At 72.0% G+C, this 25968-nt stretch carries 26 protein-coding genes and 1 tRNA gene; 12 read left to right on the top strand and 15 right to left on the bottom strand.

Annotated features, from left to right (window positions below):
• Positions 1-86: 86 nt before the first annotated feature.
• Positions 87-1292, bottom strand: a complete 1206-nt coding sequence (locus ACULK4_RS02390) for an acyl-CoA dehydrogenase family protein (RefSeq protein WP_445964861.1) — start codon at positions 1290-1292, stop codon at positions 87-89.
• Positions 1293-1343: 51 nt separating this feature from the next.
• On the bottom strand, positions 1344-2543 hold the full coding sequence (locus tag ACULK4_RS02385; RefSeq protein ID WP_445964860.1) for a CaiB/BaiF CoA transferase family protein: 1200 nt from the start codon (positions 2541-2543) through the stop codon (positions 1344-1346).
• Between the two features lie 218 nt (positions 2544-2761).
• Between ACULK4_RS02385 and ACULK4_RS02380 the strand changes: the two genes are divergently transcribed.
• A complete protein-coding gene (locus ACULK4_RS02380; protein WP_445964859.1) occupies positions 2762-4129 on the top strand; it encodes an NAD-dependent succinate-semialdehyde dehydrogenase in 1368 nt (455 codons plus the stop codon).
• Between the two features lie 86 nt (positions 4130-4215).
• Here ACULK4_RS02380 and glsA read toward each other — a convergent pair whose 3' ends face one another.
• Positions 4216-5463 (bottom strand): glutaminase A, encoded by a 1248-nt coding sequence (gene glsA, locus ACULK4_RS02375; RefSeq protein WP_445964858.1) that lies wholly within the window; start codon positions 5461-5463, stop codon positions 4216-4218.
• The gene (locus ACULK4_RS02370) at positions 5460-5822 is read right to left on the bottom strand and encodes an iron chaperone (protein WP_445964857.1); all 363 of its coding nucleotides are present in this window, start codon (positions 5820-5822) and stop codon (positions 5460-5462) included. Before ACULK4_RS02370 ends, glsA begins: the two co-directional genes overlap by 4 nt.
• Before the next feature lie 85 nt (positions 5823-5907).
• Here ACULK4_RS02370 and ACULK4_RS02365 point away from each other — a divergent pair, with 85 nt between their 5' ends.
• Positions 5908-6177 (top strand): acylphosphatase, encoded by a 270-nt coding sequence (locus ACULK4_RS02365; RefSeq protein WP_445964856.1) that lies wholly within the window; start codon positions 5908-5910, stop codon positions 6175-6177.
• Here the strand turns inward: ACULK4_RS02365 and ACULK4_RS02360 are convergent.
• The 9 genes from ACULK4_RS02360 to ACULK4_RS02320 form a co-directional block, all read right to left on the bottom strand.
• A complete protein-coding gene (locus ACULK4_RS02360; RefSeq protein ID WP_445964855.1) occupies positions 6170-6571 on the bottom strand; it encodes a hypothetical protein in 402 nt (133 codons plus the stop codon). The genes ACULK4_RS02365 and ACULK4_RS02360 overlap by 8 nt on opposite strands.
• A gap of 105 nt (positions 6572-6676) precedes the next feature.
• Positions 6677-8308, bottom strand: coding sequence for a helix-turn-helix transcriptional regulator (locus ACULK4_RS02355; protein WP_445964854.1), 1632 nt, complete (start codon positions 8306-8308; stop codon positions 6677-6679).
• Positions 8309-8428: 120 nt separating this feature from the next.
• A complete protein-coding gene (locus ACULK4_RS02350) occupies positions 8429-9676 on the bottom strand; it encodes an NAD(P)-binding domain-containing protein (protein ID WP_501043352.1) in 1248 nt (415 codons plus the stop codon).
• Positions 9677-9786: 110 nt separating this feature from the next.
• A complete protein-coding gene (locus ACULK4_RS02345) occupies positions 9787-11418 on the bottom strand; it encodes a helix-turn-helix transcriptional regulator (protein WP_445964852.1) in 1632 nt (543 codons plus the stop codon).
• Between the two features lie 183 nt (positions 11419-11601).
• Complete coding sequence (rplA, locus tag ACULK4_RS02340) at positions 11602-12291, bottom strand: 50S ribosomal protein L1 (protein ID WP_445964851.1); 690 nt, start codon at positions 12289-12291, stop codon at positions 11602-11604.
• A 146-nt stretch (positions 12292-12437) separates the two neighbouring features.
• Entirely contained in the window at positions 12438-12866 is a 429-nt protein-coding gene (gene rplK / locus ACULK4_RS02335) for a 50S ribosomal protein L11 (protein ID WP_445964850.1), read from the bottom strand.
• A gap of 224 nt (positions 12867-13090) precedes the next feature.
• Complete coding sequence (gene nusG / locus ACULK4_RS02330; protein WP_445964849.1) at positions 13091-14014, bottom strand: transcription termination/antitermination protein NusG; 924 nt, start codon at positions 14012-14014, stop codon at positions 13091-13093.
• A gap of 70 nt (positions 14015-14084) precedes the next feature.
• Positions 14085-14360: a preprotein translocase subunit SecE gene (secE, locus tag ACULK4_RS02325; protein ID WP_445964848.1), complete on the bottom strand. Its 276-nt coding sequence runs from the start codon at positions 14358-14360 to the stop codon at positions 14085-14087.
• Between the two features lie 40 nt (positions 14361-14400).
• Positions 14401-14473: transfer RNA gene (locus ACULK4_RS02320), tRNA-Trp, on the bottom strand.
• Between the two features lie 279 nt (positions 14474-14752).
• Here ACULK4_RS02320 and ACULK4_RS02315 point away from each other — a divergent pair.
• The 3 genes from ACULK4_RS02315 (at position 14753) to ACULK4_RS02305 (ending at position 18024) form a co-directional block, all read left to right on the top strand.
• On the top strand, positions 14753-15178 hold the full coding sequence (locus ACULK4_RS02315; protein WP_445964847.1) for a DUF7144 family membrane protein: 426 nt from the start codon (positions 14753-14755) through the stop codon (positions 15176-15178).
• A 99-nt stretch (positions 15179-15277) separates the two neighbouring features.
• The gene (locus ACULK4_RS02310; protein WP_445964846.1) at positions 15278-16495 is read left to right on the top strand and encodes a pyridoxal phosphate-dependent aminotransferase; all 1218 of its coding nucleotides are present in this window, start codon (positions 15278-15280) and stop codon (positions 16493-16495) included.
• Positions 16496-16509: 14 nt separating this feature from the next.
• Positions 16510-18024 carry a deoxyguanosinetriphosphate triphosphohydrolase family protein gene (locus tag ACULK4_RS02305; RefSeq protein WP_445964845.1) on the top strand — a complete coding sequence of 505 codons (1515 nt, stop codon included), beginning with the start codon at positions 16510-16512 and terminating at the stop codon, positions 18022-18024.
• A gap of 57 nt (positions 18025-18081) precedes the next feature.
• Here the strand turns inward: ACULK4_RS02305 and ACULK4_RS02300 are convergent, their stop codons facing one another.
• Complete coding sequence (locus tag ACULK4_RS02300) at positions 18082-18972, bottom strand: LysR family transcriptional regulator ArgP (RefSeq protein WP_445964844.1); 891 nt, start codon at positions 18970-18972, stop codon at positions 18082-18084.
• A 70-nt stretch (positions 18973-19042) separates the two neighbouring features.
• On the opposite strand from ACULK4_RS02300, the gene ACULK4_RS02295 reads away from it, so the two are divergent.
• The 7 genes from ACULK4_RS02295 (at position 19043) to ACULK4_RS02265 (ending at position 25500) form a co-directional block, all read left to right on the top strand.
• Positions 19043-19780 carry a LysE/ArgO family amino acid transporter gene (locus tag ACULK4_RS02295; protein ID WP_445964843.1) on the top strand — a complete coding sequence of 246 codons (738 nt, stop codon included), beginning with the start codon at positions 19043-19045 and terminating at the stop codon, positions 19778-19780.
• 108 nt (positions 19781-19888) lie between these two features.
• On the top strand, positions 19889-20455 hold the full coding sequence (locus ACULK4_RS02290) for an SRPBCC family protein (RefSeq protein ID WP_445964842.1): 567 nt from the start codon (positions 19889-19891) through the stop codon (positions 20453-20455).
• 314 nt (positions 20456-20769) lie between these two features.
• Entirely contained in the window at positions 20770-21774 is a 1005-nt protein-coding gene (locus ACULK4_RS02285; protein WP_445964841.1) for an isopenicillin N synthase family dioxygenase, read from the top strand.
• Between the two features lie 169 nt (positions 21775-21943).
• Positions 21944-22513, top strand: a complete 570-nt coding sequence (locus ACULK4_RS02280; RefSeq protein ID WP_445964840.1) for a dihydrofolate reductase family protein — start codon at positions 21944-21946, stop codon at positions 22511-22513.
• Positions 22514-22697: 184 nt separating this feature from the next.
• Positions 22698-23219 (top strand): DUF488 domain-containing protein, encoded by a 522-nt coding sequence (locus tag ACULK4_RS02275; protein WP_445964839.1) that lies wholly within the window; start codon positions 22698-22700, stop codon positions 23217-23219.
• Between the two features lie 89 nt (positions 23220-23308).
• On the top strand, positions 23309-24142 hold the full coding sequence (locus ACULK4_RS02270; protein WP_445964838.1) for a YciI family protein: 834 nt from the start codon (positions 23309-23311) through the stop codon (positions 24140-24142).
• 68 nt (positions 24143-24210) lie between these two features.
• The gene (locus tag ACULK4_RS02265; RefSeq protein WP_445964837.1) at positions 24211-25500 is read left to right on the top strand and encodes an RNA polymerase sigma factor; all 1290 of its coding nucleotides are present in this window, start codon (positions 24211-24213) and stop codon (positions 25498-25500) included.
• Here ACULK4_RS02265 and ACULK4_RS02260 read toward each other — a convergent pair.
• On the bottom strand, positions 25460-25927 hold the full coding sequence (locus ACULK4_RS02260) for a MarR family winged helix-turn-helix transcriptional regulator (protein ID WP_445964836.1): 468 nt from the start codon (positions 25925-25927) through the stop codon (positions 25460-25462). The genes ACULK4_RS02265 and ACULK4_RS02260 overlap by 41 nt on opposite strands.
• Between the last annotated feature and the right edge of the window lie 41 nt (positions 25928-25968).

Below are 25968 nucleotides of genomic sequence, written 5' to 3'. Positions count from 1 at the left end.
GGCCGGCATCCTGCGAGGGTGCCGGCCTCAGCCGTCGATGCCGACCTCGCGCCTGGCGTCGGCGGCGCCCTCGACCTCGAGGGCGCTCAGAATGCGCTGAGCCCCGTGAGCGCCCGCCCGATCACGAGCTGGTGCACCTCGTCGGTGCCCTCGTACGTACGCACCGACTCGAGGTTCGCGGCGTGCCGCATCACCGGGAACTCCGAGGTGATGCCGTCGCCGCCGAGGATGGCGCGCGCCTCGTGCGCGACCTTCAGCGCCTCGCGTACCGAGTTGAGCTTGCCGACCGAGATCTGCGCGGGCGTGAGCGCGCCGCGCTCCTTCAGCCGGCCCAGGTGCAGCGCGAGCAGCACCCCCTTCTCGACCTCGACGAGCATGTCGGCGAGCTTGGCCTGGATGAGCTGGTTCGCGCCGATCGGCTTCCCGAAGACCTCGCGTGAGACGGATCGCGCGAGCGCCGCCTCGAGGCACGACCGCGCGGCACCCATCGCGCCCCACACGATGCCGTAGCGCGCCTCGTTGAGGCACCCGAACGGACCCGAAAGCCCGCGCGCGCCGGGCAGCATGGCGTCGGCCGGCAGCCGTACGCCGTCGAGCGTCACGTCGCACTGCACCGAGGCGCGCATCGAGAGCTTGCCGTCGATGGGCGTCGCCGTGAACCCGGCCGTCGAGGTCGGCACGAGGAATCCGCGCACCATGCCCGCGTCGTCGCCGGTGTCATCCGCCACCTTCGCCCACACGACGGCGACGTCGGCGAGTGAGGCGAGGCCGATCCAGCGCTTGGCACCGTCGAGCACCCACTCGTCGCCGTCGCGGCGCGCGACGGTGGTCATCGCGGCCGGGTCGCTGCCGCCCTGCGGCTCGGTGAGCGCGAAGCATCCGATGAGCTCGCCGGCCGCCATGCCGGGAAGCCACCGCTCCTTCTGGGCCTCGGAGCCGTACTTGTGGATCGCGCTCATCGCGAGCGACCCCTGCACCGACACGAACGTGCGCCACCCCGAGTCGGCGGACTCGAGCTCGAGGCACACGAGACCGTACGCCACGGCGCCGGCCCCGGCGCATCCGTACCCCGTCAGGTGCATGCCGAGGAACCCGAGCTCGCCCGCCTCGCGCACGAGCTCGCGGCGGAAGCGCTTGTCCTCGAAGTCCTGCTCGATGACGGGCGCGATGCGCTCCTGCGCGAAGCGGCGGGCGCGGTCGCGCCACTCGAGCTCGTCGTCGGTGAGCAGCGCGTCGAGGTCGAAGACGGCGTCGATGCGCGGCGCGGTCGCGGCGCTGGCGGTGTCGGTCATCGGTCGGTTCCTTCCGGTGCGGAGTGCGGGTCTCGAAACGCGGGCTGCGCGCTACTCGACCAGCGGAGCGGGGTGCCAGTCGGCACCGCGGTCCGCGTCGAGTCGCGGCGGCGACGAGACGTAGCGGGCGGGGGCTGTCGCGATGCCGATCGGGTTCGCCACCGACCGGTGTGCGGGTCGAGGAGCGCGCGCAGCACGCGTCTCGACACCCTCGTCGATCGGGATCTCCACGACCGCCTCGAGCCCCAGCCGCTCGGCGAAGTGGAGCGCCTCGGCGACGTCGTTGACGAGTCCGGCCGGCACGCCGGCATCCGTCAGCACCTCGACCCAGTGGGCAGCGGATGCCGCGGCGAGCGCCCGCTCGAGCTCCTCGTGCAGCGCAGCGCGGTCCCCCACGCGGTCGGCGTTCGTCGCGAACCGCGCGTCGTCGGCGAGCGCCGGAGCGCCGAGCAGGCGTGCGAGCGTACGGAACTGCCGGTCGTTGCCGACGGCGACGACGAGCTCGCGGTCGGCGGCCCGGAACACCGCGTACGGCGCGATGCTCGGGTGCGCGTTGCCGAGCCGCCCGGGCGCGCGGCCGGTCGCGAGCGTCGATCCGGCCTGGTTCGTGAGTGCGGAGAGCAGGCTCTGCAGCAGGTTGACCTCGACGAGCGAACCCTCGCCCGTGGCATCCCGCCGCCGCAGCGCGAGGAGGATGCCGGCGACCGCGTTCTGCCCGGTGAGCACGTCGACGAGGGCGACGCCCGCCTTCGTCGGGTCGCCGTCGGCCGCACCCGTGATGCTCATGAGACCGCCGACGGCCTGCACGAGCAGGTCGTACCCCGCGATCGCGGCGCCGTCACCCGCGCCGAAGCCCGTGATCGAGCAGTACACGACCCCGGGGTTCGCGGCGCGCACGTCGTCGTACGCGAGTCCGAACCGGCCCATGACGCCCGGGCGGAAGTTCTCGACGACCACGTCGGCGGTCGCGGCGAGCCGTCGCGCCTCGGCCAGCCCCGCGTCATCCGTCAGGTCGAGCGCCACCGAGCGCTTGTTGCGGTTGACGCTGCCGAAGTAGGTGGCCTGCCCGTCGGGGCCGACCGGCGGATGCCACTGGCGCGTGTCGTCGCCCGCCGGCGGCTCGACCTTGATCACGTCGGCGCCGAAGTCGGCGAGCAGCATGGTCGCGTAGGGCCCGGCGAGCACGCGCGAGAAGTCGGCCACGCGGATGCCGCGGAGGACGCCGCCCGCGTCCCGCTCCGTGTGCGCCATCCGCCCTCCTCGGCGATCGGGGCCCGCGCATGCGGGTCCGGACGCCACGATACCCACCGCTCCGGAGGCCTTCACCTGTACAGGGTGTCCAACGCCGCGCGAGGATCGGACACCGCGTCGATCGCGCTCCGCGGATGTCGGCTTAGGCTGGACAGTGGCGTGCACCGTCGTCGCCGACCGGTTGGCGAGTCCCGTGCACCATCACCCAGAGGAGTCCCATGACGAACTACGCCGTCGTCAACCCGGCCACCGGAGAGACGGTCAAGACGTACCCGACCATCACCGACGCCGAGCTGGAGGCCGCGATCGCCGCCGCCGACGAGGCGCACCGCACGTGGTCGAAGTCGACCACGCTCGAGGAGCGCGCCGCCCTGATCCGCCGCGTCGGCGAACTGCACGCGGAGCGCCGCCAGGAGCTCGCGGAGATCATCGTGCGCGAGATGGGCAAGCCCATCGAGCAGGCACTGGCCGAGGCCGACTTCGCCGGCGACATCTACACCTACTACGCCGACAACGCGGCGGAGTTCCTGAAGGACGAGCCCATCGAGCTGATGGGCGGCGAGGGCTCGGCGATCGTGCGCCGCTCGTCGCTCGGTCCGTTGCTCGGCGTGATGCCGTGGAACTTCCCGTACTACCAGGTCGCGCGCTTCGCGGGTCCCAACGTGATCATCGGCAACACCATCCTGCTGAAGCACGCGGAGCAGTGCCCCGAATCGGCCGCCGCGATCGAGCGGATCTTCCGCGACGCGGGCGCCCCCGAGGGCGTGTACGTGAACATCTACGCCTCGCACGACCAGATCGCGAAGGTCGTCGCCGACCCCCGCGTGCAGGGCGTGTCGCTCACCGGCTCGGAGCGCGCGGGTGCGGCGGTGGCCGAGCAGGCCGGCAAGCACCTCAAGAAGGTCGTGCTCGAGCTCGGCGGCTCCGACCCCTTCGTCCTGCTGTCGACCGACGACCTCGACGCGGCCGTGCAGAACGCCGTCGACGCGCGGCTCGACAACAACGGCCAGTCGTGCAACGCCGCCAAGCGCTTCATCGTGATCGACGAGCTCTACGAGCCGTTCCTCGAGAAGTTCACCGCGAAGATCGCCGAGGTCGAGGCGACCGACCCGACCTCGTCCGACTCGGCGCTCGGCCCGCTGTCGTCGCTGCGCGCCGCCGAGGGTCTCGCGAAGCAGGTCGAGCAGGCGGTCGCGCACGGCGCGAAGCTCGTGCACGGCGGCGGCCGCGACGGCGCCTTCTTCCAGACGACGGTGCTGACGGAGGTCTCGAGCGACAACCCGGCGTCGAAGGAGGAGTTCTTCGGCCCGGTCGCGCAGGTGTACCGCGCGAAGGACGAGGCGGACGCGGTCCGCCTCGCGAACGACATCCCGTTCGGCCTCGGCTCGTACGTCTACACGACCGACCAGGAGCAGGCGATGCGCGTCGCCGACCAGATCGAGGCCGGCATGGTCTTCGTCAACGTCGTGCTGGCGGATGGCGCGGAGCTCCCCTTCGGCGGCGTGAAGCGCTCCGGTTCGGGCCGTGAGCTCGGCCGGTTCGGCGCCGACGAGTTCGTGAACAAGAAGCTCATCCGCATCGGCTGACGCACCTGCGGGTCGAGGAGCGGCGAAACCGCGTCTCATCCCGCACGACGCGCCCCGTGGCATCCGCTGCGGGGCGAGTCGTCGTCTCAGCCGATGCCGCGATCGAAGCCCTGGGGCGCACCCGGGAACTCCACGTCGAGCCCGGCCTCCTCGGCGGCCGCGGCCGTCGTGCGCAGCAGTTGCTCGGCGACCGCGGTGATCAGCGTGACGTCCGTGAAGTCGAGACGCAGCGCGCGGGCGTCGACGTGCAGGACCAGGCGGCCCGCGTCGTGCACGGCCTGCTCGGCGGCGAGGAAGTCGAGCTCACCGCGCAGCGCGAGCGTGACCGTCCGGGTCTCCCGGTCGACCGACGCCTCGCCGACGGGCGACGTCGGCACCCGGGTGTGGTCGAACATGTGCAGTCCGAACCGGTCGGAGAGCGCCTCCAGCATCGCCACGCCGCGCAGGCTGTTGCCGGCCTCGTCGAGCGGCGGGCTGTACACCCCGACGCCGAACTCGCCGGGACGCACCGCGACGATGCCGCCGCCGACCCCCGATTTCGCGGGCATCCCCACCCGGAACGCCCATGCGCCCGACCGGTCGTACATCCCGCAGGTCGCCATCACCGAGAGCGTGTCGCGCGCCGCGCGCTCGCTCACGACGCGGTCCCGCGTGAGGGGGTGCACGCCGCCGTTCGCGAGCGTCGCGCCCATGAGCGCGAGGTCCTCGGTGGTCACGACGAGCGAGCACTGTCGGAAGTACGGATCGGTGGCCGAGTCGACATCGGCGGTCGCGAGCGAGCCCACCGCGAGCGCGAGGCCTGCCAGCGCGCGGTTGCGATGGCCGGTGACCGCTTCCGACCGGTACACCTCGTCGTCGAGGTCGAGCTCGCGCCCGGCGAAGCGCGACAGCGCATCGCGGATGCGCGCGAACCGCTCGTCGGCGTCGGCCGCGGGCACGAGCGACGTGGTCACGATCGCGCCGGCGTTGATGAACGGGTTCTCCGGGCGGCCCTGCGCATCGAGGCTGATCGCATTGAACGGCTCGCCACTGGGCTCGACACCGACACGCCGGTGGACCGCCTCACCGCCGAGTTCGTCGGACGCGAACGCGTAGACGAACGGCTTCGACGCCGACTGGATCGTGAACTCCGCGGCGACGTCGCCCGCGCCGTACACGCGCCCGAGCACGCTCGCGATGGACACCCCGAACCCGTCGGGGTCCGCGTCGGCCAGTTCGGGGATGTAGTCGGCGACCCGGCCGCCGCGAACGGATGCCGCGACCTCGCCGAGCGCGTCCGCGAGCGCGTCGTCGACGGCCGCGCCGAGCAGGCGCGATCGCTCGTCGCCGCTCACCGGCGCCCGCCCGCCCCGGCGTCGATCTCGGCGCGCCTCGCCCGGACGAGGTCGGCCACGACGTCGTCGGGCAGCGGATGCTCCGCCGTGAACCGGATCGTGCCCTTGGCCGTGTCGAACCCTGCGAGCCGGTCGGCGACCGACTCGATCACCGCGGGGCTGAACGGGTACAGTCCGAGGTGCGCCTTCGCCTGCATGACCGACAGCAGCGGCTTGTCCCGGTAGCGCAGGGCGGGCATGCCGTAGCCGACGCCCTCGACCGCATCGGGCACCGTCTCGCGGGCGATCCCGTAGATCCCGCGGATCGTCGATCGCGCCGGTTCATCCAATCCGTCCACGTACTCGCCGACCTCGCCCATGGCGGTCATGCTACGCGCGAGGGCGCGCCCGCGGCATCCGTGCGCTCGGTCGGGCCGAGGTCTACCCTCGGAGCGAGGGGGTCGCATGATCCGACAGCGCGTCATCGTGCACGGCCGCGTGCAGGCCGTCGGATTCCGGTTCAGCGCGCGCGTCGAGGCGCAGCGACTGGGCGTCTCGGGCTGGATCAGGAACCGCTCCGACGGCGCCGTCGAGGCGGAGATCGAGGGTGAACCGGCGGCGGTCGACGCGATGCTCTCCTGGCTCGACGAGGGTCCGCCGGGTGCCGAGGTCTCCTCGCTCAGCACGGCCGATGCCGATCCCACGGGCGAGCGGGGCTTCCGCGTCGTCAGCTGACGGATGCCGCCGCACGGCGACTCCGATGCGTCGGGCGCTGCGTCGAGACCCGGGCATTCGGCCGTGCGCGGACGTCGTGGATCGGCTCCGCCGGCCTGCGGGGTTCCGCCGTGCCCGACGTCAGGGCGCCGTGACGGGTTCGCACCTGTCGCAGGCAGAGCACGAGCATGATCGCGGACGCGATCAGGTAGAAGGAATGCAGCAGCCAGATGGGTCCGATCGGCAGGCTGAACACGTACAGCGAGTAGACCACGTTGGCGGCATTGATCATCGCGATGCTTCCGAGGCTGTAGGACCCCACGTCGTGCGTGCGGAGTGCCTTCACCACCATCGGCAGGTTCGCGATCGCGAACACGACGGCTGCGATCATCCCTGCGAACACCGGAACATCCATGTCGTCGACGCTACGGATGGCGGTGCCGGCCCGCCTCGGGAGAAGCACGCAACCTCGCGCGGCGCACGCATGGGTCGTTCTACCCATCCGGCCGCGCACCCGGCGTCAGACGAGCCCGCGTTCGAACGCGTACGCCGTCGCCGCGGCACGGCTCGAGACGTCGATCTTGGTGAAGATGTTGCTGAGGTGCCGGGCGACCGTCTTCTCGCTGAGGTGGAGCTCCGCCGCGATCTCCCGGTTCGTGATCCCGCGTGCGACCAGCCGTAGCACCTCGACCTCGCGACCGGTCAGCGATCCGTCGCCATGGCGACCGGCACCGCGCTCGCGCGAGAGCGCCGCCAGCGCCACGGCGGCGCCGAGTTCGGCGAACGCCGCCTCAGCCAGGCCTTCCTCGAGCTCCGCGGCCTCGTCCTCGCCCAGTTCGCGCCAGGCCCTCGCCATCAGGACCCGGCATCGTGCGACCTCGTACGGCGCGCCCGTCTCGACCCACGCCTCGCGCGCGGTGCGCAGGCGCGCGAACGCGCCGGCCGGGTCGCCGCCGGCCAGCCGGACCTCCCCGTCGGCGAACGCCGCGATCGCCCGGAGCATGACCGAGCCGCTCGCGCGTTCCATCGCGGCCAGCTCGTCCGCGGCGCTCGTCGCCGCCGCCAGGTCGCCGGCGGCGACCTCGATGCTCACGAGCGCGGGAAGCATGTGGCACCGGGTGGCGGGGTCGGCGCCCTCGGCACTCCGCCGGATGAGGCTCTGAGCGAGTGCAGCGCGGCCCTCGTCCAGCCGCAGCAGCGCCAGCCCCGGCTCCGGGTCCCAACCTGATTCGGCCGCCAGCAGGTACTGCGCCTCCGCCTCGGCGAACTCACCCCTCAGTCGCAGCACCTCCGCCTGCTGGTAGTGGGCGCCGAACGCGGCCCCGAAGTCGCCCGCGAGCAGCCGCTCCTCGGCGAGCTTCGCCGTCGACATCGCGTCCGACCAGGCTCCGTGCAGGCGGAACAGCTCAGCGCGGTGCGCATGGCACTGTCCGCTGAACGCCACGAGGGATGGTTGGTCGCGGCACCATCGGTCGAGCGCGCGCGTCCACTCGATCGCGCGTCGCAACTCGAACGCGAGGTGGCAGTAGCCGATCACCGCGCAGTAGACGATCCCGGACGGCACCGGGCCGACCTCGCCCGCCGTGACCGAGACCATCACCTCGTCGAGGAGCCGAACCCCGCTCGGCGAGTCGCCGGCCATGATGGTGGCCTGGCCGCTGCCCAGCAGCCCGAACGCCGCGACGTCGGGGTCGCCGGCGCGATCACCGATCTCGGCCGCACGCCCGAAGAGCTCGAGCGCCCGATGAGGATCGCCGGCGTAGAGCGCGGCGAGGCCCTCGGGAATGAGCGCGAACCCGGCGACGGCCCCCGGCTCGTCGAGCCCCTCGACGAGCCGTTTGGCTCGCGCGAGCCAGCCCATGCCCTGCGCCGGGTTGCCAGAGGTGATCGACAGCAGGCTGATCCAGGTCGCGCTGCGCGCCGCCCGATCGGGCCGCTCGACCGCGAGATGGGCCTCGTGCGCGAGCGTGCACAGTTCGATCGCGCGGTCGTCGAGGCCGACGAGACCGGCGACCGTCGCGAACCGGTCGAGGTCGTCGCCGGACAGCGACCCGGGACCGTCGAAGGCGCGTTCGAAGGCGTCGAGGGCGTCGCTCCACCGGCGCTCCGCGTATGCGGTGCGCGCCTGCTCGAGACTCGTCGAAGCGGCCATCGCGCTGCGGCCCGGCGGCCGACCGATCGGACGCCGTCCGGGCCCTCCTGCGAACGGTACCGCGCCCGCCCGGCAGCGGCAAGGCCGCACCGGGCGATCGCCGACGGGTGGATGCGGTCCTCACCGCGCTGACCGCACGCCCGCCCGGAGCGGCACCGATCCACGGTCCGCGGTGGGCACGGGCCCCGGGGTCGTCGCGATCCGCTGCGCGATCCATCGTGCGTCGCGACCGACCCCCACGAGCGTCCCCGAGCCCGCCGCGTGCAGCAGGTGCTGTCCCAGCAGGTAGACACCCGGGGCACCCGTGACGGCTCCGTGACGGTGCACGGGTCGATTCCCGCCGTCGAACGCAGGCAGGTGCACCCAGCCGAAGTCCTCGTCGTACCCGGTGCACCAGATGACGTTCGCGACGTCGAGGCGCTCACCGTCGACGACCGGCCGGCCACGCTCGACGCCAGTGGTTCGCGGAACCATGCGCACGCCGGCGGCCGCCAGCTCCTGCCGTCGGACCCGGACGAGCGGTTCGGCACGCCCTCGACTCCGCTCGAGCATCATCCGCCCGAGCGCCTGATCGGCCGTGGCCACGTACAGGCCGAAGAACCGGACCAGAGGGAAGGCGAAGCGCGCGGCCGCGCGACCATGGCGCAGCGGGATCTGTCCGCTCGGGTGGCCCGAGATCCAGGTCTCGTGCGTCCTCGATACGTCGAGCGCGATCTCCGAGGCGGAATTCCCGAACCCGACGACGAGCACCGGGCCGTCCGCGAGCTGACGAGGGTTGCGATACTCGTCGGAGTGCAGGCCGACGATGCCGGGCGCGAGCCGATCGGCGAACGCCGGCACGCGCGGCACCTGCTGCGGCCCGGTCGCAAGGACGACGTTCGCCGACGCGAACCGTCGGCCGTCGGCCGTGCTCACCACGTAGCGTCCGTCCGCGTGCTCAAGGTCGACCGCACGCGCATCGGTCACCACGGGGAGCGCGTTCGCAGAGGCGTAGCGCTCGAGGTAGTCGGCGAACTCGTCCTTCGTGGGGAACGCGAGCCCGTCCGGGCCGAACGCGATGCCCGGCAGGCCGTCGTACTTGGCGGGCGTGTTCAGCCGCAGCGAGTCCCATCGCCGCCGCCACGCGTCGCCGACGCGTTCGTGGGCGTCCAGGATCACCACGTCCCGTCCGCGCCGGACCAGCTCGTATCCGATCGTGAGGCCTGCTTGGCCGCCGCCCACCACGACGGTCTCGTGCTCCTCGGTCCCGTATTCCGCCACGTCCGCTACGCGACGCGGCAGGCTCGCGGCATCCATGATCCGCTCCGTCCCGGGCCGTCTCGGAGGCGACCCCTCGGCGATCACGCTACGGATCAGGACACGCTTCACGCGTCGGCCGGATCACCCATTCCCGCCATCCGGCATGGGTCGAACGACGCACGGACGACGAACATCCGAGCCGACGCGAGCCGACCGGATCCCACCGGGCGTCGACCGCGTCAGACGAGCCCGTGCTCGTAGGCGTACGCCGTCGCAGCGGCCCTCGAGGCCAACCCGAGCTTGCCGAAGATGTTGCTCAGGTGACGCGCCACGGTCTTCTCGCTGAGCGTCAGCCGCTCCGCGATCCCGCGATTCGTGAGTCCGGTCGAGACGAGCCGCAGCACCTCGACCTCCCGGGCGGTGAGCACGCCTCCACGCCCCGGGTCCGCCAGCTCGGCGAGGGCGGCCAGGTCCGGTTCGGCGTCCAGGGCGAGGAACGCCGCGCGCGCGGCAGCGAACTCCTCGTCCGCGGCCGGGGCATCGCCGAGCGCGACGAGGGTTCGACCGACGACGACGCGCGCCCGCGCCCGCTCGTACGGCGCACCGATGCCCGTCCACGCCTCGATCGCCGCGCGCCCCGCCGCCAGCGCGTCGTCCAGCGCACCGCCGGCGAGGTGGGCACGCGCGTCGGCGGTCGCTGCGACCGCAGCATCCATGGTCGTGTCCATCGCGCCCGCGCTCGCAGCCCCGGCCCGGAACTCCTCGGCCGCACGCCGCGCCGCCGCGGCATCCCCCGCGGCCGCCTCGACCTCGACGACCGAGGGAAGCAGGAACCGACGGATGAACGGGTCGGCCGACGCACTGTCACGGCGGATCTCGACCTGCGCCTCGGCGATCCGACCCATCGCCACATGCAGGAGGGCGCGTCCGGGCTGCGGCGCCCAGCCCGACGCGCCGGCGCGACGGTACGATTCCTCGGCCGAGTGGAACGCGCCCCGAAGTCGTGCGAGCTCGGCGAACTGGTACGGAGCGCCGTACACCGCGCGGAAGTCGCCGGCGCGGTGCCGGGCCATGGCGAGCTCAGCGGCGGCGGAGGCCTGCGCCCAGTCGCCACGGAGCTGGAGGAGCGCCGACCGGTGTGCGTGGAGTTCACCCGTGAAGGTGAGGAGCTGGGGCTGCGCGCCGCACCAGCGCTCGAACGTCCCGATCCACGTCACGGCCCGATCGAGGTCGAAGGCCATGAAGGCGTCCCCGATCACGGCGGAGGCGATCACTCCGGCGAAGTCCGGGGCGACCGTCCCGGCGGCGACGGACGCCATCGCCCGGTCGTATGCGGGGAACGCCGCCGCCGGTCCGTCGACCTGGATCACGCATTTGCCGAGGGCGAGCGCTGCCGCTGCGCCGAGGTCGTGGTTGCCGATCCGGTCCGCGAGGTCGAGCGCCTCGCGGAGCTTCGGCACCGCGCTCGCCGGGTCCCCGCTGACCAGCTGGGCGAGTGCGGGCGCGAGTCGCACGACCCCGGCTTCCGACATCGAGGCCCCCGCCATGTCCGCGACGCGCATGCCCTTGGCCGCCCAGGCGAGCGACTGCGAGAAGTCGCCGAGCTCGATGCTGTTCAACGCGATCCAGCCGGCGCACCGCCAGGCGCCGGACGCGTCGCCCTCGGAGAGATACGCGTCGAACGCACGAGATCTCGCGTCGACCGCCGCGGTCGGCTCGCCTCGCAGCAGCGCCGCGGTCGACAGCGTCTCGAGATCGTGCGGCGGCAGCCCGACGGTCGCATCGACGCGCGCGAGCGACTCGAAGGCATCGGCCCAGCGGAGTTCGGCGGCCGCACGGCGGCCGGCGTCGGATGCGTCCGGCGAGTTCATGTCGCTCCACCCGGCGGACGCGATCGCCCGGTGGACCTCACCCGCCCCGGTCCGAACGCTAGACCCGACGTGCTGTCCCACGCAACCGCCGGACGACTGCGCACACGACCCCGCCTGCCACGCCGCCGCGGTACGACGAAGGGCCCGCCGAGACGGCGGGCCCTTCGTGACGAGTCAGGCGACTCAGATGGCGTTGACGTCCAGCGGGATGCCGGGGCCGAACGTGGTCGACACGGCGCCCTTCTGGATGTAGCGGCCCTTGGCGCTCGACGGCTTGAGGCGCACGATCTCCTCGAGGGCGGTCGTGATGTTCTCGTTCAGTTGCTCCTGCGAGAACGAGGCCTTGCCGACGACGAAGTGCACGTTGGCGTGCTTGTCGACGCGGAACTCGATCTTGCCGCCCTTGATGTCTTCGACGGCCTTGGCCGGGTTCGGGGTCACGGTGCCGGTCTTGGGGTTCGGCATGAGACCGCGGGGGCCGAGCACCTTGCCGAGGCGGCCGACCTGGCCCATGAGCTCGGGGGTGGCGACGGCCGCGTCGAACGCGGTGTAGCCGCCGGCGACCTTCTCGATGAGCTCGGCGCCGCCGACCTCGTCGGCGCCCGCGGCGATCGCGGCCTCGGCCGCGGGGCCGGTCGCGAAGACGATGACGCGGGCGGTCTTGCCGGTGCCGTGCGGGAGGATGACGGTGCCGCGCACCATCTGGTCGGCCTTGCGGGGGTCGACGCCGAGCTTCAGCGCGACCTCGACGGTCGAGTCGAACTTCGCCGAGCCGGTCTCCTTCGCGAGGGCGACGGCGTCGGTCGGGGTGTAGTACTTGCCGGCCTCGATCTTCTCGGCCGCGGCCCGGTAGGCCTTGGACTTCTGTGCCATGTTGGTTCTCCTTGCGAGAGTGTGGTCATCGCGCCTGGCGGGCGCTGCCACGGAATGAGAGTTCTGTGGTGACGGATGCCGCGGCATCCGCTGGTCTCGGATCTCGGTCGGCGCTCCGCGCTACTCGATCACCGGGACCACCGGCCTTATTCGACCGTGATGCCCATCGAGCGGGCGGTGCCGGCGATGATCTTCGACGCGGCGTCGATGTCGTTGGCGTTGAGGTCGACCATCTTCGCCTCGGCGATCTCGCGGACCTGGTCGGGCGTGATCTTGCCCACCTTGGTGGTGTGCGGGACGCCCGAGCCCTTGGGCACGCCGGCGGCCTTCTTGATGAGCTCGGCGGCGGGCGGGGTCTTGAGGATGAAGGTGAAGGAGCGGTCCTCGTAGACGGTGATCTCGACGGGGATGACGTTGCCGCGCTGCGACTCGGTCGCGGCGTTGTACGCCTTGCAGAACTCCATGATGTTGACGCCGTGCTGACCCAGCGCCGGACCGATCGGCGGTGCGGGGTTGGCGGCGCCGGCCTTGATCTGAAGCTTGATCAGACCCGTGACCTTCTTCTTCGGTGCCATGATTTCTCTCTTCCTGTTCGAACGCCCGACCGACTCGGCCGGGGCACTCTCCCGCAGGTCCCGGCGGTTCCGGGTTGCGGTGATCTGGGGAGCCGTGCGCGAGCGCACAACCTGTCAATGATAACGGAACTCTGGTGGTCGGGTGGCGAAGCGTATCGAGACCGCGTGATGAGGGTCTCGATACGGCGCTGGCGCGCCGACTCGACCGCCGGAGTCGCGGCGCGCTACAGCTTGGTGACCTGGTCGAAGCTGAGCTCGACGGGGGTCTCACGCTCGAACAGCGAGACGAGCACCGTGAGCTTGCCGCTCTCGGGCTTGATCTCGTTGATCGTGCCGGGCAGGCCCGCGAACGAGCCGTCCTTGATCGTGATGGTCTCGCCGACCTCGAAGTCGACCTCGGCGGGGATCTGGCGCGCGGCGCCGCCCGAGGCTGCGCCCTTCGCACCCTTCGCGGGCGCGACGTCCTTCAGCTCGACGAGGCTCTTCAGCATGTTGAAGGCCTCCTCGAAGCGGAGGGGGGTCGGGTTGTGGGCGTTGCCCACGAAGCCGGTCACCCCCGGAGTGTGGCGGATGACCGACCAGCTCTCCTCGTTGAGGTCCATGCGGACGAGCACGTAGCCGGGCACGCGGACGCGCGTGACCATCTTGCGCTGGCCGTTCTTGATCTCGACGACATCCTCCATCGGCACTTCGACCTGGTGGATGTAGTCGGCCATCGCCATCGTCTCGCGACGCTGCTCGATGTTCGCCTTCACGCGGCGCTCGAAGCCCGCGTAGGAGTGCACGACGTACCACTTGCCCGGCAGGAAGCGCAGCTCGTTGCGGAACGCCTCGTACGGGTCGTGCTCCTCGTCCTCTTCCGTCACGGCCTCGAACGCGGCCTCGGCCTCGTCGGCGGAGTCGATGTCGAGGGCGTCGTCGACGACGGCGTCGGCCTCGGGGTCGGTCGCCTCGGCGAGCGAGTCGAGCACCGCGTCGAGGTCGACCGAATTGCCCTCGTCGTCCACGACGTGCACGGCACGGTGCTCGGCCGGCTCCACCGCGTCCTCGTCGTGCTCCTGGGTCGCGCCCTCCTGGGTCTCCTCGACCTCCGACGACTGCTCAGCGGCCGTGGCCCAGTCGACGTCTTCGCGCTCGTTCCTCGACACTGTGTTCCAATCCTTCTCTTCTGCCGTGCCGCCCTTCCGGCGACTGCGGGGTATCGGGCCGACGGCCCGATCAGACCCCCGGCTGTCCGAAGACGAAAATCACCAGCCAGCTGAACACCTGGTCCATCCCCCAGACGATCGCCATCATGATCACCACGAACACCAGCACCACGCCGGTGAAGGTGAACAGTTCCTTGCGCGTCGGGGTGACGACCTTCTTCAGCTCGCCGATGACCTGCCGGATGAACAGGGCGATCCGGGCGAAGGGGTTGCGCCGTGCCGCGCGCTCGCGCTTGGCGTCGGCGACGATCTCCTCGCTGGGTTCGTCGATCACTTTCCGGGCCACTCGTACACCTTTCATGGGCCGGCCGACGCCGGCCGGCTTGCAGGGCGGACAGGACTCGAACCTGCAACCTGCGGTTTTGGAGACCGCTGCTCTACCAATTGAGCCACCGCCCTATGCGATCCGGATCCGGATCACGTGCGTCGAAGCCGCCGACCCGGCGCCCGCCCCCCGGGATCGACCCGGAAGAAGGCGCAGAAGATCTTGGCTGACTTCAACAACCTCACCAAGTGTATGCGACGCCGGGAGCGGCACCAAACCGCGCCGGGACGCGGCCCGGCCGCCGTGGGACGAACGTCCCGGCCGCGGCATCCGTCACCGGACTAGCGTGTCGCGCGTACGGAGATGCCGGGTCGACGGGACCACGGACACCGTGGGGAAGGGAGCACGACCAGATGAGCACCACTCGCACGGACGCCGCAGGAACCCAGGTCACCGGATGGGTCGGCTGGGGCTGGTTCGCCGGAACCATCCTGCTGATCGCCGGCGCGATCGACGCCATCTACGGCCTCATCGCGATCCTGCAGCCGGCCAGCACGTACTTCGTGGTCACCGAGGGGACGCTGTTCCTCTTCGACGTCGCGGGATGGGGCTGGTGGCACCTGCTCATCGGTGCGCTGCTGATCCTCACCGCGATCGCCCTGTTCGCGGGGCAGACCTGGGCACGCGTGGTGGCGGTCATCCTCGCGTCGATCAGCGCGATCGGCCACCTGTTCGTCCTCCCGGCGCAGCCGTGGTGGTCGCTCATCGTCATCGCGCTGAACATCTTCGTCATCTACGCGCTCACCGTGCACGGCAGGGAGTTGGCCGTGCGCGACTGAGCAGAGGGCGCGCCCGTGGGGGCGGGCGCCGGCGCCGCGGCTGGGGGCACTGCCGCGGCGCCCTTCTGCGCGCGGGGCGCCGCGGCCTAGGCTGGTCGCGTGAACGAACAGCGCCGTCTCTCAGCCCGCATCGCCGCCATCGCCGAGTCCGCGACCCTCAAGGTCGATGCGAAGGCGAAAGCCCTGCAGGCCGAGGGCCGCCCGGTGATCTCGTACGCCGCCGGCGAGCCCGACTTCGCCACGCCCGCGCACATCGTCGAGGCGGCGCTCGAGGCCGTGCGCGACCCGCGCAACCACCGCTACACGCCCGCCGCCGGTCTTCCCGACCTCCGCGAGGCGGTCGCCGCGAAGACGCTCCGCGATTCGGGACTCGAGGTCGGAGCGAACCAGGTGGTCGTCACCAACGGCGGCAAGCAGGCCGTCTACCAGGCCTTCCAGGTGCTGCTCGACGAAGGCGACGAGGTGCTCGTGCCCACGCCGTACTGGACCACCTACCCCGAGGCGATCAAGCTCGCGGGCGGCCGCCAGGTCGACGTGTTCGCGGGCAGCGACCAGGGCTACCTCGTCACGGTCGACCAGCTCGAGGCGGCCCGCACCGATCGCACGAAGGTGCTGCTGTTCGTGTCGCCGTCGAACCCGACGGGCGCGGTGCACTCGGCGGAGCAGGTGCGCGAGATCGGCGAATGGGCGCTCGAGCACGGCATCTGGGTGGTCTCCGACGAGATCTACCAGAACCTCACCTACGCCGACGACGAGGGCGGCACCCCGCCGCGCGCGGTGTCGATCGTCGAGGCCGTGCCGGGGCTCGCCGACCGCACCATCCTCGTCAACGGCGTCGCGAAGACGTACGCCATGACCGGATGGCGCGTGGGCTGGATGGTGGGCCCGGTCGACGTCATCAAGGGCGCCGCGAACCTGCAGTCGCACCTCACGTCGAACGTGTCGAACATCTCGCAGCGCGCGGCGATCGCCGCGCTCACCGGACCGCAGGAGCCCGTCGAGGAGATGCGGCGCGCGTTCGACCGTCGTCGCCGGCTGATCGTGGCGGAGCTGTCGAAGATCGACGGGATGTCGGTGCCGGTGCCGCGGGGCGCGTTCTACGTGTATCCGGATGTCACGGGCCTGCTGGGCCGCGACTGGGACGGGGCCACGCCGACCACGTCGCTCGAGCTCGCCGACCTGATGCTCGAGAAGGCGGAGGTCGCGGCGGTGCCCGGCGAGGCGTTCGGCCCGAGCGGGTTCCTGCGCTTCAGCTACGCGCTGGGCGACGAGGCGCTGCTCGAGGGCGTGCAGCGGCTGCAGCGCCTGTTCGGCTGAGCGAGGGCGTGCCGATGACCGATCGCGCGGCGCGCCACGTCCACGAGCCGCGCAGCAGCGCCGACGTGGTCGGCGAGCACTCGCAGTTCCGCCTCGACCTCGAGCGGATCCGGTTCTCGCCGTACTTCTCGCGCCTGTCCGCGGTGACGCAGGTGATCGCGCAGCCGGGTGCGGGTCCGCTCATCCACAATCGGCTGACGCACTCGATCAAGGTCACCGCGGTCGCGCGCGCGATCGCGATCAAGCTGACGGATGCCGCGTCGCCCGCCCGCGCGCTCGCGCACGAGTACGGCTGCGACGCCGTCGTCGTGCAGGCCGCGGCGAGCGCGCACGACCTCGGCCATCCGCCGTTCGGGCACCTCGGCGAGCGGGTGCTGGATCGCCTGGCGCGCGAGCGACTCGGGCTCTCCGACGGCTTCGAGGGCAACGCCCAGAGCTACCGCATCATCGCGACGCTCGACGTCAGCGAGGTCGCCCCGCTCGGGCTCAACCTCACGGCGGCGGTGCGCTCGGCGGTGGCGAAGTACCCGTGGACCCGGTACCTGGATGTCGCCGCCCTGGGCGACGGGCCGCTCCCGCGTGGACTCCGGCGCACCCCCGACGGAGTCGAGGTGCTGAAGTTCTCGGCGTACGGCATCGACGCCGCCGACTTCGAGGAGGCGCGCGCCGGCCATCCGCCGCTGGCGCAGTCGCTCGAGTGCTCGATCATGGACATCGCCGACGACATCGCGTACTCCATCCACGATGTCGACGACTTCTACCGGGCCGGCCTGCTGAGCCAGGGCGCCGTCGCACGCGAGTTCCGCGGCTGGATCGAGTCCGGCGCCGAGCTGCGCGGACTCGACGCCGACGGGCTCGCGCGTCGCTCTGCGCCGCCCGGGAGCGCGCTCGAGGCGCTGCGACGCAAGCTCCACGCGAGCGATCCGTGGATCGCCGCCGACGACGCGTTCCGCGACGCGGTGGGCGTCGTCGCCGACGATCTCGTCGACGGCCTGCTCGCGAGTCCCTTCGACGGCTCGATCGCGTCGGAGCGGGCCCTGTCGTCGTTCACGAACCGGTGGATCGACCACCTGCAGTCCTCGGTGGTGCCGGCGCCCGCGGGCGTCGTGCGGGCGGGGCTCGTCACGCTCGACGTGCGGGCGTGGCACGAGGTCGAGATCCTGAAGTTCGTGCACCGGCACTTCATCCTGGACCGGTCCGACATCGTGATGTACCAGCGCGGGCTCAGCCGCGTGCTCACGCGGGCGGTCAACGGACTCACCGCGTGGATCCACGACGAGGACGACCGCGACCGCGTGCCGCAGCGCCTGCGGGAACTCGTCGAGATCGCCACCGACGGGTACGCACGGCTGGGCGAGACGCGACCGGCCGACGTGCCGGTCCCGGATGCGTCGGAGGTGCACCGCCTGGGCGTGGGTCGCGGCGTGATCGACTACGTCGCCTCGCTGTCCGACGACCAGGCGCTCGCGGTGTCCGAGGCGATCGACGGCCGCCCCGACCGGCTGTGGGACATCGGCCAGAACCTCTGACGCACCTGCGGGTCGAGGAGCCGCGAAGCGGCGTCTCGAGGCAGTCGCCACCGGTGGTCAGCGCAGCGCCGTGCGCGCCTCGCGCGTGATGCCCTCGGCGATCGCGTCGAGCAGCGGCGATCCCAGATTCCACTGCTGCCAGTACAGCGGCACGTCGACGGGCGGTCCGCCGAGCGCGACGAGCCGGCCGTCGGCGAGTTCGTCGTCGGACTGGAAGCCGGGCAGCAGCCCCCATCCGAGCCCGAGCTTGACCGCGGTCGCGAAGTCGTTCGACGCGGGGACGTAGTGGCGCGGCGGCTCCGCGGCATCCGTGCCGATGAGCCGGAGGTATTCGGCCTGCAGGTCGTCGCGGCGGTCGAAGTCGACCCGGGGCGCCTCGGCGAGCGCCGCGGCATCCGCCCCGCCCGGGCACCACCGCGCGAGCCAGCCGGGCGTCGCGACGGCGGTGTACCGCATGACTCCCAGCGGGCGCACGAGGCACCCGGCGACCGGGGCCGCCCGCGACGTCACGGCGCCCATGACGGTGCCCGACTCGAGCAGGTCGGCGGTGAAGTCCTGGTCGTCGCGGTGCAGGTCGAAGACCACGGGATGCTGCTCGGCGATGCGCGCGAGCGCGGGCAGGAACCACGTGCCGAGCGAGTCGGCGTTGACCGCGAGCGGCACGTTCGTGGGCCGAGCGGATGCCGCGTCGCCGGCGCCGAACGCGGCGAGCGCGTCGTGCTCGAGCAGGGCGAGCTGGCGGGCGAGCCGCACCACGGCGGCGCCCGCCTCGGTGGTGCGGACGGGCTTCGACCGCACGACGAGCACGCGCCCGAGCCGCTGCTCGAGCTGCTTCACCCGCTGCGAGACGGCGGACGGCGTGATGCTGAGGTCGGCGGCGGCGGCCTCGAGCGTGCCGGCATCCACGACCGCGGCGAGCGTGCGAGCAAGGTCGAGGGGGATCTGCATGAAGCGATGCTAATGCCTCTGAAGAATCCTGAGCTGGATTTCATGGGAATCGCTGCCTAGCCTCGTCGACATGGACCTCACCGTGCTTGCGGCCGGCCTCGGGCTCGGCCTCTCGCTGATCGTCGCGATCGGCGCGCAGAACGTGTTCGTGCTGCGCCAGGGCATCCGGCGCCAGCACGTGTTCGTGGTCGCGACGATCTGCGCGGTGTCGGATGCGGTGCTGATCGCGGCCGGCGTGGGGGGCATGGGCGCGGCGCTGCAGGCGGCGCCGTGGCTCGTCGGCGTCGCGCGCTGGGCGGGCGCCGCGTTCCTCGTCGGGTACGCGGTGCTCGCGGCGCGGCGTGCGTGGCGCGGCACGGAGACGGGACTCGTGGTCGATGAGGACGGTGCCTCGGCGGACCGAGGGGCGACGGAGGCGCGTCTCGAGACTCCCGTGCCGATGCCTGCGGGTCGAGGAGTGCCGGAGGCGCGTGTCGGGACTCCCGTGCCGATGCCTGCGGGCCGAGGAGTTCCTCGACCGGCACTCCTCGGCGTCGTGTTCACCTGCCTCGCCCTCACCTGGTTGAACCCGCACGTGTACCTCGACACGGTCATCCTGCTCGGCTCCGTCGGCGCGACCTACGGCGACCAGCGCTGGATCTTCGCGACGGGCGCGATGCTCGCGAGCGTCGCGTGGTTCTTCTCGCTCGCGTACGGCGCGCGGCTCCTCGGCCGAGTGCTCGCGAGCCCGCGGGCGTGGCGCATCCTCGACGGCGTCATCGCGGTCGTGATGCTCGCGATCGCGGTCTCGCTCGTCCTGCCCGCCTGAGCGCGTCGCGCCGGAGGAGGATACTGGTCCCATGAGCCGGGCAGGTTCGATCGGCATCGCCCTCGGCGTCGTCGCGGCAGCCGCCGCGACGCTCGGAGCGGTGCGCCGGTGTCGTTGCGCTGGGGCACCAGGGGCGACGAGGCGACGAGGTCGCTCCCGGGAGACGACATCCTCCCGATCGCCGACCTGCAGGCGACCCGCGCCATTTCGATCGATGCCCCGCGCGCGGAGGTCTGGCCGTGGATCGCGCAGATCGGCCAGAACCGGGCGGGCTTCTACAGCTACGACTGGATGGAGAACCTGGTCGGCATCGACATCCACAGCGCCGACCGGCTGATGCCGGAACTGCGGATCCGGGGCGTGGGCGAGGCGGTGAACCTCGCTCCGCCGGTGGCACTCGACGTCGCGGCCTTCGAGGAGGGCGACCACCTCGTCCTCCGGGGTGGCGTCGGTCCGGACGGACGGGCTCAAGGTGCGCCGTACGACTTCACCTGGGCGTTCGCGCTGGTCGACGAAACCGGCGGCGGGACCCGGCTCGTGGTGCGCGAACGCTACGCCTACCTCACGCCGTGGGCGGCCGCCATGGTCGAGCCCGTCGAGTTCATCAGCTTCCTCATGTCGGAGCGCATGCTGCGCGGCATCCGGGACCGGGCGGAGCGTGCGCCGCGGCACTGACGCCGGCATCCCGAGCCGGCGGTTGCGCGGATTCCGCCGACGCGTGCTACCGTGTGCGTCATCGTGAGCACCTTCACCTGTCGCTGCTGTCGCCGCTAGGCGATCGTCTCCCAGACGATCCCAGGGCGCGATTCCTCCGCGCCGCCGACCGCAGCCCCCGTGCTCACGCCGCATCCGACGCGTCCGCGTCAGCTCCGCGGCATCCGCTCTTCGAGGCACGTCACTCGAAACGGATGCCACGAGCCGACGTCGAAGGATGCCGGGGCCGCACCGCCGTCGGCGCACCCACCCCGGCACCTCGAAAGGACCAGCACATGTCCGGCATCCCCGTCATCGACCTCTCCCTCCTCAACGGCTCGCCCGAGCAGCAGGCGCAGTTCCGCGACGACCTGCGCCGCGCGACGCACGAGGTCGGCTTCTTCTCGCTCGTCGGCCACGGCGTGCCCGGCGAGCTCATCGACCGCGCCTACGAGGTCGCCCGCGCGTTCTTCGCGCTGCCCGAGTCGCACAAGCTCGCGATCGAGAACGTCAACAGCCCGCACTTCCGCGGCTACACGCGCATGGGCGGCGAGCGCACGCTCGGCCGCGTCGACATCCGCGAGCAGATCGACATCGGCGCCGAGCGGCCCGCCGTGCCCGCCGGTCCCGACACCCCCGACTACTGGATCCTGCAGGGCCCCAACCTGTGGCCCGAGGCGCTGCCCGAGCTGCGCGAGGTCGCCGAGGAGTGGATCGCCCGCCTCGACGAAGTCAGCGCGCGACTGCTGCGGGCGTGGGCCGAGGCGCTCGGCGCGCCGGCCGACACGTTCGACGCGGCCTTCGCGACGCCGTCGCCCTACATGAAGATCGCCCGGTACCCCGGCGTCGAGGCCGAGCAGCCCGCGCAGGGCGTCGGTGCGCACAAGGACCTCGGCGTGCTCACGCTGCTCTCGGTCGAGGAGGGCAAGGCGGGCCTGCAGGTCGAGAAGGACGGCGAGTGGATCGACGTCACCCCGCCCGCGGGCGCGTTCGTCGTCAACATCGGCGAGCTGCTCGAGATCGCCACGGGCGGCTACCTCAAGGCGACCCTGCACCGCGTGGTCTCCCCCGCGCCGGGCACCGAGCGCATCTCGATCCCCTACTTCCACGGTCCGTCGCTGGATGCCACCATCCCGACCATCGATCTGCCCCCGGCGCTCGCCGCCGAGGCGCGGGGCGTGACCGAGGACCCGGCGAACCCGCTCCACGCCGTCTTCGGCGAGAACTGGCTGAAGAGCCGCCTGCGCGCGCACCCCAACGTGGTCGAGGCGCAGCACCCGCACCTGCTCGTCGGCGCCTGAGCGAGCGGATGCCGCGGCTCGCGCCGGCGCATCGACCGTGCCCGGCCTCGAGGGAACGCCGCGCGAGGTCGTCGATCGCAGTGGAATGATCCGGCCGGATACTCTTCCACCGTGCTTGCGGAGGGCAGTCCTGCGAACGCACGATGGGCGAGGTCAGAGGAGAGCAGAGATGAGACCACTTCGATACTCGATCAATGTGACACTCGACGGCTGCTGCCATCACGAGGCAGGGCTCCCTCCGGACGAGGAGTCGATGCGCTACTGGACCGCGGAGATGGAGCGAGCCGATGCGTTGCTGTTCGGCCGGGTGACCTACGAAATGATGGAGTCGGCGTGGCGGAAGCCGGCCACGGGCACGTGGCCTGACTGGATGGATGAGTGGGAGATCCCGTTCGCCGAGGCGATCGACAGGGCGAAGAAGTACGTCGTCTCGAGCACGCTGGACGGGGTCGACTGGAATGCCGAGCTGGTGCACGGCGGATTGGGGCAAGCGGTACAGCGGCTCAAGCAGGAGCCAGGCGAGGGCCTGTGGGTCGGTGGCGTGACGCTCCCCCTGGCGTTGGCAGATCTGGGACTCATCGACGAGTACGAGTTCGTTGTGCAGCCGGTCCTTGCCGGACACGGGCCGACGTTGCTCGCCGGTCTGCGCGAGCGCATTCAGCTTGAGCTCGTGGATCGCCATGAGTTCCGGTCGGGGGCGGTCGCCGTGCGATACCGGCCCACGCGAGGAACGTCGTAGCGGCGATCGAACGCATCATTCGCGGCAACCTCCGTCTCATCGGCAACTCGCACGATGCAGCGATCACCGAACTCCGCCGAGCGGTCAACTCCACGCACCTGTCGGCTCGGAAGTGTTCCGCATAACGAACCGGCGGTGAGCACGACGGCGGCCGGGCGGATGCCGCATCGGGCAGAATCGCGGCATGCTCCTCTCCGTCGGCAACGGCCGCCTCGACCGGCGGGGGTTCGCCGAGCTGCTGCACGGTGCCGAGGTCGACGCCCTCGTCGACATCCGCCGCTATCCGGGCAGCCGTCGCAACCCGGATGTCGCATCGGAGACGCTGGCGGAGTGGCTGCCGGCCGCGGGCATCGCCTACCGGGCCGAGCCGCGGCTCGGCGGGCGGCGCCGCCTGCCGGCCGACGGGGCGGTCGAGGATCCGTGGTGGCACGTCGAGCAGTTCGCCGCCTACGCCGCGCACACGCGGACTCCCGAGTTCGGCGACGCGCTCGCCGAGCTGGTCGAGCAGGCCGCGCGAACGCGCACGGCGATGATGTGCAGCGAGAGCGTGTGGTGGCGGTGCCACCGCCGCCTCGTGGCCGACGTCGTCGTGCTGCGAGGGCTCGGCGAAGTTCGGCATCTCATGCACGACGGCCGACTCGTGCCGCATCCGCCGGCGGAGGGCGCGCGGATCAGACCGGACGGCGCGGTGGCGTGGGACCGCTGAGAGCCAGCGGAGAGGTCCGGGAGGTGTCGAAACCGGGTTCCCCCGTTCGTCGTACCTGCGTAGCGTGACCGAGAGAAGGAGAGACCGTCATGGAGTACGCACTGTTCTACACCGAGGGCACCGACCCGCTGCCCTACGTGCCCGCCGAGGACAACATCGGCGAGTGGGTCGACGAGGTCGTGGCGCGCGGCGTCTCGGAGTACGGCGAGCGCCTGCGTCCCGGACAGGACGCGACCGTCGTCCGGGTCCGCGCGGGCGAGGTGCTCGTCTCCGACGGGCCGTTCAGCGAGGCCAAGGAGACGATCGGCGGGTTCGACGTGATCGACGTGCGCGACCTCGACGAGGCGATCGAGATCGCCTCGAAGCACCCCGTCGCCTCCTTCGGGCAGGTCGAGGTCCGGCCGTTCGTGCGATGGCCCGACGCGGCGCCGGACGCACGGGTCGTGCCGGACGGCTTCCACGATCGGCCCGTGCGCGGTCGTCGATACCTCCTCCAGGTGGTCGTCGAGCCGGGCCGAGCGGATGCCGCGGCCGGCAGCGATGCCGGCGACGACGACCCCGAGGCGTGGGTGCGCGAGATGGACGGCCGCGGCATCCGTCTCTTCGGCGAAGTGCTGCGGAGGCCCGGGGACGCCACGTTCGTGCGGCGTCGGCACGGCGAGGTGCTCGTGACCGACGGCGGCTTCGCGGAGGCGAAGGAATGGATCGCCGGCTTCGACCTGATCGAGGTCCGCGACCTCGCCGAGGCGATCGATGTCGCGTCGAAGCACCCCATGGCGCGCGGTGGTGCGATCGAGCTCCGCCCGCTGTGGCCGCTCGACGACCGGGAGGACAGCGTCGCGCGCACGGAGCGCGAGACCCCCGACCGCGACCGACGGATCGAGCCGACCGCTGCCGAGGCGCTCGCGGGAGCGCAGCGCTGAACGACGGCCGCGATGATGCGCCGGGTGCGGAGGAGGCCCACTCCCCCGCACCCGGCGTGGCGGCCGCCTTGGCGGAGGCCTACCGCTCCGACTGGTCGCGGGTCGTCGCGACGCTCATCCGTCGCACCGGCGACTGGGACGTCGCCGAGGACGCCGCGGCCGGTGCGTTCGAGCGCGCCGCGCAGACCTGGCCGCGCGACGGCGTGCCGCGGAACCCCGGCGCGTGGCTCACGACCGCCGCGCGCAACCTCGCGCTGGACCGACTTCGCCGCCAGGGCGTCGAAGCCGAGAAGGTCAGGGAGTGGATCGAGATGGAGCGGTTCGACGGTCGAGCGGACGGCTCGCCGGACCCGGCCGACCTCGTCGCCGCCGAGGACGAGTGGGATGACCGGCTGCGCCTCGTCTTCACGTGCGCGCACCCGGCGCTGCCGATGGAGTCGCGGGTCGCGCTCACGCTCCGCACGGTGGGCGGCCTCGACACCGCGGAGATCGCCCGCGCGTTCCACGTGCCCGAGGCGACGATGGGCCAGCGCATCTCCCGTGCCAAGCGGAAGATCCGCAACGCCGGCATCCCCTACCGCGTGCCGACCGCCGACGTCCTCCCGGAGCGGCTCGGCGGCGTGCTCGCGGTGCTCTACCTGATCGCGAACGAGGGCTACCTCGCCTCGCACGGCGAGTCCCTCCAGCGGCTCGACCTCTCCGCCGAGGCGCTCCGGCTCACGCGGCTCGTCGTCGCGCTGCTGCCGGACGCAGACGAGGCGCGCGCCCTGCTCGCGCTCATGCTGCTGCAGCACGCCCGGTCGGCCGCCCGAACGGATGCCGCGGGCGAACTCGTGCCGCTCCCCGACCAGGACCGCTCGCGGTGGGACGCCGCCGAGATCGCCGAGGGACTCGCGCTGCTCGAGCGGACGAACTCGCCCGGAGCAGAGGACCCACCGGGCCCATACCGCCTGCAGGCCGAGATCCAGGCAGTCCACGCCCGCGCGCGCTCCGCCGACGCGACCGACTGGCCCGTCATCGTCGGACACTACGATGCACTCGCGATGCTCGCCGACTCGCCGTTCGTCGCCCTCAACCGGGCGATCGCACGCGGCCTGGCGTTCGGGCCGCAGCGGGGCCTCGACGATCTCGCCCTGCTCGAGGCATCCGGCCGGCTCGACGGCTACCACCTGCTGCCGGCCGCGCAGGCCGACCTGCTCCACCGCCTGGGCGAGACGGCTGCCGCGGCCACCCGCTACCGTCAGGCGATCGAGCTCGCCCGTACCGGCCCCGAGCGCCGCTTCCTCGAACGACGCCTCGCCGGGCTGGACGCGAAGCTCAGCGCTCGGGAAAGGCGAGGACCCGAAGCAGCTCGGTGAGCCTCTGCCGCTCTTCCCGGGTGAGCTGCCCGTGGACGTGCTCCTCGGCGCTTCGCGCCGTCTCGCGCGCGGCAGCGGCGAGCCGTCGGCCGGCGTCGGTCGCGACCACCACGTTCGCGCGCCGGTCGGCGGGGTCGGTCCGGCGCTCGACGAGGCCGCGCGACTGCAGGTCGTCGACCAGGCTCACCACCTGGCTCGGGTCGAGCCGCAGGAACTCGGCGATCTCGCGCTGGGAGGGCCGAGCGTCATCGGTCGTGAGGAGGAGCACGGAGTACGACCTCGCCTTGAGGCCGTGCTCGGCGAGCGCCGCGTTGCCCGCGGCGAGCGAGATGGCGTTGGCCCTGGCGAGCAGGAAGCTCAGGTCGTCGGTCAGCGCGGGCGTGCGCGACGCGGCGGTCGAGGCGACGGCGTCGGCGGGCTTCGGCATGGCGTCGATGGTAGCCGATTCCATGGACGAAAGGAACGATT

The organism is Agromyces selenitireducens (assembly GCF_052748465.2).
This window is presented reverse-complemented; position numbering and strand designations above follow the sequence as displayed.